Annotated in this window: 11 protein-coding genes; 7 read left to right on the forward strand and 4 right to left on the reverse strand. The window is 67.6% G+C overall.

Annotation, left to right across the window (positions count from 1 at the left end; genetic code table 11):
- Positions 1–195 precede the first annotated feature (195 nt).
- From NK1_RS27370 to NK1_RS27380, 3 genes are all read left to right on the forward strand, one after another.
- Complete coding sequence (locus NK1_RS27370) at positions 196–1458, forward strand: ABC transporter substrate-binding protein (RefSeq protein ID WP_374726645.1); 1263 nt, start codon at positions 196–198, stop codon at positions 1456–1458.
- 86 nt (positions 1459–1544) lie between these two features.
- A complete protein-coding gene (locus NK1_RS27375; RefSeq protein ID WP_063013307.1) occupies positions 1545–2528 on the forward strand; it encodes a carbohydrate ABC transporter permease in 984 nt (327 codons plus the stop codon).
- Positions 2528–3379 (forward strand): carbohydrate ABC transporter permease, encoded by an 852-nt coding sequence (locus NK1_RS27380; protein WP_063013309.1) that lies wholly within the window; start codon positions 2528–2530, stop codon positions 3377–3379. Before NK1_RS27375 ends, NK1_RS27380 begins: the two co-directional genes overlap by 1 nt.
- Before the next feature lie 39 nt (positions 3380–3418).
- Here the strand turns inward: NK1_RS27380 and NK1_RS27385 are convergent, their stop codons facing one another.
- Both NK1_RS27385 and NK1_RS27390 read right to left on the reverse strand, forming a co-directional pair.
- Positions 3419–4081 (reverse strand): HAD family hydrolase, encoded by a 663-nt coding sequence (locus NK1_RS27385; RefSeq protein ID WP_063013311.1) that lies wholly within the window; start codon positions 4079–4081, stop codon positions 3419–3421.
- On the reverse strand, positions 4075–5253 hold the full coding sequence (locus tag NK1_RS27390) for an MFS transporter (protein WP_218023182.1): 1179 nt from the start codon (positions 5251–5253) through the stop codon (positions 4075–4077). The genes NK1_RS27385 and NK1_RS27390 overlap by 7 nt, the downstream gene beginning before the upstream one ends.
- A 535-nt stretch (positions 5254–5788) precedes the next feature.
- On the opposite strand from NK1_RS27390, the gene NK1_RS27395 reads away from it, so the two are divergent.
- The 3 genes from NK1_RS27395 (at position 5789) to NK1_RS27405 (ending at position 9133) form a co-directional block, all read left to right on the forward strand.
- Entirely contained in the window at positions 5789–8086 is a 2298-nt protein-coding gene (locus NK1_RS27395; RefSeq protein WP_063013313.1) for a transglycosylase domain-containing protein, read from the forward strand.
- Positions 8087–8197: 111 nt separating this feature from the next.
- Positions 8198–8701 (forward strand): GyrI-like domain-containing protein, encoded by a 504-nt coding sequence (locus NK1_RS27400; protein WP_063013315.1) that lies wholly within the window; start codon positions 8198–8200, stop codon positions 8699–8701.
- A gap of 6 nt (positions 8702–8707) precedes the next feature.
- Complete coding sequence (locus NK1_RS27405; RefSeq protein WP_063013317.1) at positions 8708–9133, forward strand: GyrI-like domain-containing protein; 426 nt, start codon at positions 8708–8710, stop codon at positions 9131–9133.
- 85 nt (positions 9134–9218) lie between these two features.
- Here the strand turns inward: NK1_RS27405 and NK1_RS27410 are convergent, their stop codons facing one another.
- The gene (locus NK1_RS27410; protein WP_063013319.1) at positions 9219–10310 is read right to left on the reverse strand and encodes an inositol-3-phosphate synthase; all 1092 of its coding nucleotides are present in this window, start codon (positions 10308–10310) and stop codon (positions 9219–9221) included.
- Positions 10303–10860 carry a PadR family transcriptional regulator gene (locus NK1_RS27415; protein WP_036507131.1) on the reverse strand — a complete coding sequence of 186 codons (558 nt, stop codon included), beginning with the start codon at positions 10858–10860 and terminating at the stop codon, positions 10303–10305. The genes NK1_RS27410 and NK1_RS27415 overlap by 8 nt, the downstream gene beginning before the upstream one ends.
- Positions 10861–11006: 146 nt before the next feature.
- Here NK1_RS27415 and NK1_RS27420 point away from each other — a divergent pair, with 146 nt between their 5' ends.
- A complete protein-coding gene (locus NK1_RS27420; protein ID WP_158271251.1) occupies positions 11007–11420 on the forward strand; it encodes a DUF5318 domain-containing protein in 414 nt (137 codons plus the stop codon).
- Positions 11421–11642: the final 222 nt, after the last annotated feature.

Below are 11642 nucleotides of genomic sequence, written 5' to 3' on the forward strand. Positions count from 1 at the left end.
GGCGGGGGCGGACGCCGAATCCCATACAGCAGCCGAACAATGTATCTTGCCTTGTGCAACCGGCGCAGTGTGCGGGCGCTCACGCCTGACAGCTGTGTTCGTTACGACCCTGGAGTATCGATGGCTTTGAACAAGGCGTCCTCGAACAAGGCGCGCAAGGTTCGCGCGCGCGCCGCGTCACGACGCTCGTCCCTCGTGTCCCGCGCCGCACTGGCCACCGCCTCGGTGGCGCTGCTGACCGCCGGGTTGACGAGCGCCTGTTCGAGCGGTGACGGCAGCAACCCGACCGGCCAGAACCTGGGCGGTCGCGGCCCGATCACCTATGTCGAGGGTAAGGACACCACCGAGACGGGTGCGGTCAAGCAGCTCATCGACCGGTGGAACGCCGCCCATCCGAACGAGCAGGTGACGTTCAAGGAGCAGTCGAACGACGCCTCCCAGCAGTACGACGATCTGGCTCAGCACATGCGGGCCAAGCAGTCCGACTACGACGTGATGGCGCTGGACGTGCCGTGGACCGCGGAATTCGCGGCCAAGGGCTGGATCCAGCCGCTGAAGGACTCCTTCGCCCTCGACACCTCCACGCTGCTCTCGCCGACCGTCGCCAGTGCGACCTATCAGGGCACTCTCTACGCCGCGCCGCGCAACACCAACGGCGGCCTGCTGTACTACCGCAAGGATCTGGTCCCGAACCCGCCGAAGACCTGGCCGGAGCTGCTGGCCGACTGCAATATCGCGCGTGATCACGGAATCGGTTGCTACGCAGGGCAGTTCGCACCCTACGAAGGTCTGACCGTGAACGCGGCCGAGGTGATCAACGCCTACGGCGGCTCGTTCGTCGGCCCGGACGGCAAGACCGCGACCGTGAACTCCCCGCAGTCGCGCGCCGGCCTGCAGGTGCTCACCGACGCCTACAAGAACGGCGACATCCCCAAGGAGGCCATCTCCTACAAGGAGCCGGAGAGCCAGAACGCCTTCGCCTCGGGCAAGCTGCTGTTCCTGCGCACCTGGCCGAACTTCTACGGTGTGGCCCAGGCCGACTCCTCCGCCGTGAAGGGCAACTTCGGCGTCTCCCCGCTGCCCGGTAAGGACGGCATCGGCGCCTCCACGCTCGGTGGTTACAACGCCGCCATCAGCGCCTACTCCAAGCACAAGGCCACCGCGCTGGACTTCCTGCGCTTCCTGATCAGCGAGGACGCCCAGCGGATCGTCGCCGAGGGCGCGTTCCCGTCGGTGCGGTCGTCGATGTACGACGATCCGGCGCTGATCGCGAAGTTCCCGTACCTGCCCGCGTTGAAGGATTCGATCGCCAGCGCCGTGCCGCGTCCGGTCACCCCCTTCTACCCGGCGGTGTCGAAGGCCATCCAGGACAACGCATATGCTGCCTTGACCGGTAAGAAATCAGTCGATGACGCGATCATCGGCATGCAGAAGGGCATCGAAGCCGCCGGCTCCTGACCCTGTCCGCAGTCTGCCCCGTAGGAGAGTTGAACGTGTCGAGTCCTTCGGGTGCGACCGACCTCGCGCCACCCGACGATCAGCCGGTGAGCCCGAAACCGAAGCGCGACAACAACTCCCGCGGCTTACGGCTCCCGCGGGGGTCGGGCCGCGCGTGGTTGTTCGTCGCACCGGTGCTGGTGGCGCTCGCGGTCGTCATCGGCTATCCGGTGGTGCGCGCGGTATGGATGTCGTTCCAGAAGGACGCCGGACTCGACCCCGCCACCGGCATGTTCGTCGAGGGCGGCAGCGCCGGGTTCGGCAACTACACGCACTGGCTGCTGCAGCAGTGCACCCTGCCCGGCGGTGGCACCGAGCCCTGCCCCACCGGCAACCTGGGTTCGCAGTTCTGGGCGGCCATCGGCATCACGCTGCTGTTCACGGTGATCACGGTGACGCTGGAGGCGACCATCGGCCTCGGCATGGCGACCGTGATGGGCAAGACCTTCCGCGGGCGGGCGCTGCTGCGTGCGGCGGTGCTGATCCCGTGGGCGATCCCGACCGCGGTGACGGCCCGGTTGTGGGAGTTCATGTTCCAGTACAACGGCGTGGTCAACCGGGTACTGCACACGCACATCCTGTGGCAGACCGATCCGTGGTGGTCGCGATTCGCGGTGATCATCGCCGACGTCTGGAAGACCACCCCGTTCATGGCCCTGCTGATCCTCGCCGGACTGCAGGTGATTCCGAACGACGTGTACGAGGCGGCCAAGGTCGACGGGGCCTCGGCCTGGCAGCGCTTCACCCACATCACGCTGCCGCTGCTGAAGCCGGCGCTGCTGGTCGCGGTGCTGTTCCGGACCATGGACGCGCTGCGCCTCTACGACCTGCCGGCCATCATGATGCAGGGCAACCCGGCGACCCGGACCATCTCGATCCTCGTGGTCGATCAGGTGCGGCAGGGCTCCAACAGTGCGGCCGCGCTGTCGGTGCTCACCTTCCTGATGATCTTCGCGGTGGCGTTCGTGCTGGTGAAGATACTGGGCGCCAATGCGGTGGCGACGCAGGAAGAACAGCGGAAGGCACACTGATGACCACTGCTACCTCCGGCCGTAAACCGTGGCGGTCCGCACGGGTGTATGTCGGTGCGCTGATCGTGCTGATCTGGGGTCTGGCCCCGTTCTACTGGATGGCGGTGACCGCCTTCCGCGATCCGGACTACACCTTCGACAACACCCCGTGGCCCACCCACGTGACCTTCGAGAACTTCCGCAACGCGTTCGACACCAGCCGCGGTAACGACTTCGGGCGGGCACTGACCAACAGCGTCGTCATCGGCGCGGCCACCACTGCGATCGCACTGCTGATCGGCATGATGGCGGCTTACGCACTGGCGCGCATGGCTTTTCGCGGTAAGACGCTGGTGGCCGGATTGATCCTGAGCGCCTCGATGTTCCCGGTGGTCGTCCTGGTGACGCCGCTGTTCCAGCTGTTCACCAACATCGGCTGGATCGGGCACTACCAGGCGATGATCATCCCCAACATCTCGTTCGTGCTGCCGATGACGGTCTACGTCCTCGCCTCGTTCTTCGCCGAACTGCCGTGGGAGCTCGAGGAAGCGGCCCGCATCGACGGCGCCACCCGGTTCCAGGCCTTCCGGCTGGTGATGCTGCCGCTGGCCGCGCCCGCGGTGTTCACCACGGCGATCCTGGCGTTCATCGCCGCGGTGAACGAGTACCTGCTGGCCAGTCTGCTCTCGGTGGACCGGACCGAGCCGGTGACCGTCGCGATCGCGCGGTTCTCCGGTAACGATCCGCTGGTGCAGCCCTATGCGGCGATCATGGCGGCGGGCATCATCGTCACCGTGCCGCTGGTGATCATGGTGCTGCTGTTCCAGCGCCGCATCATCTCCGGCCTCACCGCGGGCGGCGTCAAGAGCTAGCGGAACGTCGGGCTCCTCCGCCTCTCCGTGCCCGGGAAGTTACCCATGTGCTCCCGAAATCAGGCGGCCGGCGCCGAAATCGAGGTGTATTTCGATATCGGCGGGTGAGCCGGTGTAGTGGAGGGTTCGCAGGCCGAGCTGTGCCGCCGCTTCGCAGTTGTCGGGTCGGTCGTCGATGAACAGCACCCGGCCCGGATCACCGACTCCGGTGGCGGCCAGGGCATTTCGGTAGGTGTCGGGATGCGGTTTGTTCATGCCGAGACGGGCCGAGTAGAGGGCATCGGTCATCAGCCCACGCCAGTCGGAGGAATCGAGCGCATCGCCGACCGGATGGGGCGCGTTGGACAGCAGCACCATCGGCAGATCCGCCTGCCGGACCTGCCGCAGGAGGGTGAGGACGCGGTGGTCGGTCCGCGTCCACAGGGCGGTGTCGACCTCGCGCAACCGGGTGAGCAATTCGGGTTCGGGCCGGCGGCCGAGTACCGCGGTCCAGAAGTCCGTGTCGTCGAATTCGCCGGAATCGTAGGGTTCGCGGGCGCTCCAGAACGTGGTCTGGAAGTGGGTGAGGTCGTCGGCGCGCCATCCGGCGAGTTCGGCGAGGCCGCTCCACATGGGTGTCGTGGGCTGCAGACCGATGACACCGTTGTAGTCGAAGATGACCGCGTCGATGTCGGCGGGCGGGTGGGATTCAAGGCTTACCACTGGTTCTCCAATGCTCGATGAGACAGCGCGGCCACGCCCGCGGCGAGCAGGGCGGGCAGCACGAGGGCGACAGGAAGGGTCGTGACGGTGGCCACGGCACCGATGAGGGCCGGTCCCGCGAGTAGTCCGAGATATCCGGCGACGGCCACGGCGGCGACGGCGCGCGGACCTCCCGTCCCGGCCGTGCTGAACAGCGAAGGAATCGTGACGGCCAGGCCGAGACCGAAGACGGCCCAGCCCACCAGCGCGAACGGCACATCGTTCACCGCCACACCGGTGAGAAGTCCGGCCGAGGCCGCAATCGCACCCGTCCGAACGACTTTCGGCGCCCCGAAGCGGGTGGTGAGCCGATCGCCGACGAGGCGGCCGCCCGCCATCGCGGCGCTGTACGCGGCGTAGGCGGCGGCGCCGATCGCGGCCGAGGCGTGCAGCCCGGTCAGGTGCACCGCCGACCAATCGGCGGCCGCGCCCTCGCCGAGCAGACATGCGGCGGCCAGTGCGCCCAGCAACCAGATCCGAGACCGGGACAGTCCCGGCGCACGCTCACGCACCACCGCCGCCGTGTCCGCAACCGGCGAGCCGATGCAGCGCGTGGCGGGCGCCGCCGCGATCGTCGCGAGGACGACCGCGGCCGCGGTGACACCGAAGACGTAGGTGTGCGAAATATGAGCGGCCACAACGGCTATGACCGCCCCACCCAGTGCGCCGAGGCTGTAGGCCGCGTGCAGGCCCGACATGATCGGCCGGCCGTAGGCGTTCTGGCAGCGCACCGCGGCGGAGTTCGCCGCGACGTCCAAGACACCGTGCGCGGCACCGAAGCACAGCGCGGCGGCGGCGAGCGCGAGCGGCATTCGGCAGCTGCCGACCAACGCGAGGCCGAGGGCCAGACCGATTCCGCCGGCGGTCAGCAGCGGGGGCAATCGCGCGGGACGGGCGAGGCGACCACCCACCTGGAGTCCGGCGACCATACCGATCGCCGCGGCGAGCAGGACCCCGGCCAGCCCGGCCGTGCCGAGTCCGGCGGCTTCCTGGACGGCGGGGATGCGGGTTCCCCAGACAGCCATCACCACGCCGAGGCCGGCGAAGTAGCCCGTCAGCAGGCCACGACTGCGCACGACGTCGTGGGGGATTTCGAGGACGCGATTCGGAGGCATCGCGAGGGTGCGTGTCATGACGGCTCCATCGACACCACCACCGATTTCGGGGTCGACGACGACCCGCGCGATCGGCGGTGGACGAATATGACGATTCCCGCCTCTTGCCGGACGGCAGAGGCACACGGAAGGCAGGAAGAAAGACGTTCGGCGAGTGAGAGGTCGAATGCGATGCGCGACGTTGCACGGGAGCAAAACGGAAGCTACCAGGCAGTTCGACGAGCTACCATCCGGAACGACCGCTGGTGCCCCACTTCACACAATGCACGCCGAAGGTCTAATTCATCCGTTTCCGAATCGGCAACCCGGCCGTCGGCGCGGCGTCGAGTGCCCGTTGCGTCTCGCTCCTGTCGCGCGTCGGCCCGGACCGCCGTGAGTCCGGTTGCCGGCACTGTTGTTCCGCTCACACCGAGGTGCCGTCGGCCGGTCGTGCCCGGTTTCCGAGTGAGACTGCGATTTACTGGGTATTAGCTGTTCTGGTCGACCATCGACCGGCGTCGTAGGCTGGTCGGGATCGTTGTTTCTCGCTGGTTCGCCGACGCTCCGGGAGGAGATGATCGTGAGCTCGACCCGCAAACCGCGGCGCGGCCGCCCGGAAACGGCGCCTTATGCCTCGATTGCCGGGTGGAAGCAGCTCGACGGCGCGTCCCGGCCGAACAGCGGTCGTCCCCGCCGCCGCGAGAGACCGGCCGGCGCCGGCGAACGCCCGCCGCGCACTCGCGGGCAGCGAATTCGGCGCCTGCTGCTGGCGCTGTTCCTGATCTTCGTCGCGATTCCGTCGTTGCTGCTGGTGCTGGCGTACTGGAGTGCCGAGATACCCGATCCGAATGCGGTGCAGACCAATCAGATCGCCACCGTCACCGCCGCCGACGGAACGACGGTCCTCGCGAAAATCGTTCCCCCCGAAGGGAATCGCACGCCGGTGCCGCTGTCGGAGGTGCCGCGGACCATGCGCGACGCCATGCTCTCGGCCGAGGATCGCGACTTCTACCGCAATCCCGGATTCTCGGCGCCGGCCTTCCTGCGGGCCGCGCGCGACAATCTGCTCGGCCGCGACGACGCGGGCGGTGGGTCCACCATCACCCAGCAGTACGTCAAGAACGCCTTCCTCAGCTCGGAGCGCACCCTGTCGCGCAAGATGCGGGAGCTGGTGATCTCGGCGAAGATGGCGCGGCAGTGGAGCAAGGACGACATCCTCGCCGCGTACCTCAACACCATCTACTACGGCCGAGACGCCTACGGGATCGCGGCGGCCGCACGCGCCTACTTCGACAAACCGGTCTCGCAGCTGACCCTCGCGGAGGGCGCGGTGCTGGCGGCGGTGGTGCGCACGCCGTCGATCCTGGACCCCGAGACGCACCTCGACCAGCTGAAGGCCCGCTGGAACTATGTGCTCGACGGCATGGTCGGGATGGGCGTGCTGCCGCTCGGCGAACGCGACAAGGTGCAATTCCCGACGATCGCGCCGCCCCCGAAACCCGACGACGATGCCGCCCGCGGCCCCGCCGGGCTGATCCGCACCCAGGTGTTGAAGGAGTTGCGCGCCGCGGGAATCGGCGATCAGGAGATCAATACCGGTGCGCTGCAGATCACGACGACCATCGACGCCAAGGCACAGCAGGCTGCGCTGGACGCGGTGCACCGCACCCTCGACGGCCAGCCGCCACAGCTGCGCAGTGCGGTGGTGTCGATCGACCCGCGGTCGGGCGCGATCCGGTCCTACTACGGCGGTGAGGACGGTGTCGGCTACGACTTCGCGCAGGCCCCCTTGCAGACCGGGTCCTCGTTCAAGACCTTCGCCATGCTGGCGGCGCTGCAGCAGGGCTTCACGCTGACGTCCCAGCTGGACAGTTCGCCGGTCGTGGTGAACGGGGTGCGGGTGACCAACGTGGAGGGCGAATCCTGCGGGACGTGCAGTCTCGCCGAGGCCTACAAGCGTTCCCTGAACACCAGTTTCATCCGGCTCACCCAGGCCATCGGGCCGCGGTCGGTGGCCGATGCCGCCCATCAGGCCGGTATTCCGCTGCAGATCCCGGGCGTGCCGGGCACTTCGCTGTCGGAGCCGGATGGGCAGCCGGCGCCCACGATCGTCCTCGGCGTGTATTCGGTGCGGCCCGTCGACATGGCTTCGGCCTATGCCACCATCGCGGCGTCGGGCAGCTATCACCAGCCGTATTTCGTGCAGCGGGTGGTGGCCGGGGACGGCCGGGTACTGCTGGATCGCGGGGCGCCCGGCGCGGGGCAGCTGCCGCCGCCGCAGCAACGCTTCCCGCGCGGGATCACCGATACGACCACCAAGGCGATGCAGCCCATTCCTGGATATTCGAACGGCCACAATCTGGCCGGGCGGCCGTCGGCGGCCAAGACCGGGACCACGCAGCTCGGTGACACCGGCGAGAACAAGGACGCCTGGATGATCGGGTTCACCCCCTCGCTGTCCACCGCGGTGTGGGTGGGCACCGATCAACCCCAGCCGATCCGTACGTCGGGCGGCGGCCTGATCTACGGCTCCGGGCTGCCGTCCGACATCTGGAAGCGCACCATGGACGGCGCGCTCGCCGGAACGCCGGTCGAGCAGTTCGCGAATCCCGATCCGAGCGCGGCGGCCGGGCCGTTCGCGGCGCCCCCGCCGCCGAATTCGGCCGGGCCGTTCGCGGAGCCGGAGCCGCAGGCCGCGCCGCCGCAGCCGACCGGGAACGCACCGTTCGACATCCTGCAACCGCCGTCGCAGCCGGAGCAGCAGCCCCCGCCGGTGATCGTCATTCCGCCCGCGCCGCCACCACCGCCACCACCCCCGCCGCCGCGGCAGGTGGAGATCTTTCCGGGACTGACGGTCCCGGTTCCCGGATGACGGCCGGATCCGGCACGCTGTGATGAAACGAATTGGAGTAATCCGGCCATCACCCAGCACACGCCGATAGGGTGGAACGGGGTGGAACACGAGACATTAGGGGCGACACGGGTGGATTTCGAAGTGGTTGAGCGCCACGAAACACTGGTGGCGGGCACGGTGCTGCGCAGCCCGGCGCTGGCGGTCGAGGGACCGCGCCGGCAGAAGGTGGAAGAGGCGTGGAAGCGAACTCTGGCGCGCCGGTTACCCGGCCCGCCGGCGACCGCCTATGTCGACCACGCGCCCGAGATCGGTTCCTATCTCACCCATATCGTCGGATATCAGTGCGAAAGCCTCGACGATCTGCAGCCGGGTGATGTGCTGGCTCGCATCCCCGCGGCGAAGTTCGCGCGCTTCCTGCGCACCGGTGACAATCTGGGCGACACCATCGTCTCGATCTGGCGCGCGGTCTGGGACCTGGAAGCGGCCGGCGCGCTGGTGCGGGCCTATACCGGCGACTTCGAGCACTATCCGGAGGCTCGCACGGTCGAGGTGTTCGTCGCCCTGCAGAGCGATCCGCTCACCGATGCGCTGAACAACGGTGTGGCACAGGCCGATTCCGGCGAGAACAGGTAGGGACTCGTGGACTTCGAAATCGTCACCCTGGAACCGAGCCTCGTCGGCGGGCTCACCGTTCCGCTGGCCGGGCGCGAGGTGACCGCCCGGGATCTGGATCTGGTGAACTTCACCTGGGACCGCTACCTGTCGCGCGAGAAGAACGTCCCCCGCGTGGCGGCTTACATCGGCCAGGACGACCACGCGGTCGCGGTCCTCGGCTACGAACTCGGCGGACTCGACGACCTCGAGACCGGCGATGTGATCACCCGCATCCCCGCGGGCCGCTACGCCAAATTCGTCGTCTCCGACAAGCCGTACGACCTGCTCCGCACCGCCTGGGCCAAGGTCGCCAAGGCCGAAAGCGCCGGCACCATCACCCGCTCCCACACCGCGGAGATCGAACGCTACACCGGCCCCACCTCGGTCGAGGTGTACGTGTCACTCGACTGACCGCCGGACGAAAAGCAACGAATCAGGCTGGGCCCCCGCGATTTCCGCGGGGGCCCAGCCTGATTTCGAAGCCAGCGAGGCCAGACTACTCAGCGCCGATGATGAAGGCTTCCAGCTGGGTGCGGGCGACGTCGTCGGCGAGCTGCTTCGGCGGGGACTTCATCAGGTAGGCCGAGGCCGGGATAACGGGTCCGCCGATGCCGCGGTCCTTGGCGATCTTGGCGGCGCGCACGGCGTCGATGATGATGCCGGCCGAGTTCGGCGAGTCCCACACCTCGAGCTTGTACTCCAGGTTCAGCGGCACGTCACCGAAGGCGCGGCCCTCGAGGCGCACGTAGGCCCACTTGCGGTCGTCGAGCCAGCCGACGTGGTCGGACGGGCCGATGTGCACGTCGTTGGCGCCCAGTTCCTTCTTCAGGTTGCTGGTGACGGCCTGGGTCTTGGAGATCTTCTTCGACTCCAGGCGCTCGCGCTCGAGCATGTTCTTGAAGTCCATGTTGCCGCCGACGTTGAGCTGCATGGTGCGGTCCAGCTGCACGCCGCGGTCCTCGAACAGCTTGGCCATCACGCGGTGGGTGATGGTCGCGCCGACCTGGGACTTGATGTCGTCACCGACGATCGGCACGCCGGCGTCGACGAACTTCTGCGCCCAGGCCGGGTCGGAGGCGATGAAGACGGGCAGCGCGTTCACGAATGCGACGTTGGCGTCGATGGCACACTGCGCGTAGAACTTGTCGGCATCTTCCGAACCGACGGGGAGGTACGAAACCAGCACGTCGACCTGGGCATCCTTCAGCGCCTGCACCACGTCGACCGGTTCGGCCTCGGAGAGCTCGATGGTCTCGGCGTAGTACTTGCCGATGCCGTCGAGGGTCGGACCCCGCTGGACGGTGACGCCGGTCGGCGGCACGTCGGAGATCTTGATGGTGTTGTTCTCGCTGGCGAAGATCGCATCGGACAGGTCGAATCCGACCTTCTTCGCGTCGACGTCGAATGCGGCGACGAACTTCACATCGCGCACGTGGTACTGGCCGAACTTGACGTGCATGAGGCCGGGAACGGTGGCGTTCTCGTCCGCGTCCTTGTAGTACTGCACGCCCTGGACCAGCGAGGAGGCGCAGTTGCCCACGCCCACGATGGCCACGCGAATCTCAGCAGCCGGGTTGACATCACTCATGGCCGACATTTCCCTCTTTCTGTGGTGCCGCCTTCATTGATTGCTCCGCTGCAATCAACTCGTTGAGCCAGCGCACTTCGCGCTCGCTTGATTCGAGACCGAGTTGATGGAGCTGGCGGGTGTAGCGATCCAGTGTTCCGCTGGCGCGTTTGATCGCCTCCCGCAGTCCTTCTCGGCGCTCCTCGACCTGCCGTCGTCTGCCCTCGAGGATCCGCATCCGCGCCTCGGCGGGGGTGCGGCTGAAGAAGGCGAGATGAACGCCGAAGCCGTCATCGGTGTAGTTCTGCGGTCCGGTGTCGGCGAGCAGTTCACCGAACCGCTCCCGACCCGATTCGGTCAGTTGGTAGACCCGGCGGGCCCGGCGGGTGACCGCGCCGGCCGGACTCTCCTCGGCGATGAGACCGTCGGTCTGCATGCGCCGCAGCGTCGGGTACAGCGACCCGTAGGAGAAGGCCCGGAACGGCCCCAACAGGCCCGTCAACCGTTTGCGCAGCTCGTAGCCGTGCATGGGTGACTCCAGGAGCAGCCCGAGAATCGCGAGTTCGAGCACGGGCTTCACCTCCTGACTGTATTGAACAGACCTAACCGATGGATGCGATTACAAACTATATCGGACCGATATAGTGAGCGGGAAGGAACGTGTGGCTTCTCTCGGTGGCATGCCGTGCCCCCGCCGACGCAAGTACTCTGGGACCCGTGCGAATTCAGCGGCAGGTGGTCGACTATGCGCTCCGGCGCCGGTCGCTGCTGGCCGATGTCTATGCGGGCCGTGTGGACGTCGCCGAGGTATGTGATGCGAATCCGTACCTGCTGCGTGCGGCGAAATTCCACGGGCGGGGGAGCGATGTCACATGTCCGATCTGCCGGAAAGAGCAGCTCACGCTCGTATCGTGGGTCTACGGCGACGGACTGGGACCGATCGCGGGTTCGGCCCGAACCCCCGAGGAACTGGTGCGGCTGGCCGAGACTCGGGAAGAGTTCTCGGTGCACGTGGTCGAGGTGTGCCGGACCTGTAGTTGGAATCATCTGGTGCAGTCGTATGTGCTGGGACACACCCCCGCACCGCGGCGCCGTCGTGGTGGCGGCGCTCGTCGGACTGCCGCCGAATGACGGGCACACTCGACTGATATGTGGAGCGGCTCCCATACCGGCCGGCGACGGTCGTGCACGCCCGCACAGAGCTATCCGGACCGTATCGAGTTATGGAGATCCAGGCTGTGACTTCGCCTTACGACGATGGACCGAACGGCGGTCGGCCCCCGCGCGGCCCGCGATCCGGACCCGGTGGTCAGCCGCCGCGTCCGGCAGGCGGCAACCCGCCCGGCGCCCGGC

Origin of the sequence: Nocardia kruczakiae NBRC 101016, from assembly GCF_001612965.1 — a bacterium.
In the GTDB taxonomy this organism is placed as follows: domain Bacteria; phylum Actinomycetota; class Actinomycetes; order Mycobacteriales; family Mycobacteriaceae; genus Nocardia; species Nocardia kruczakiae.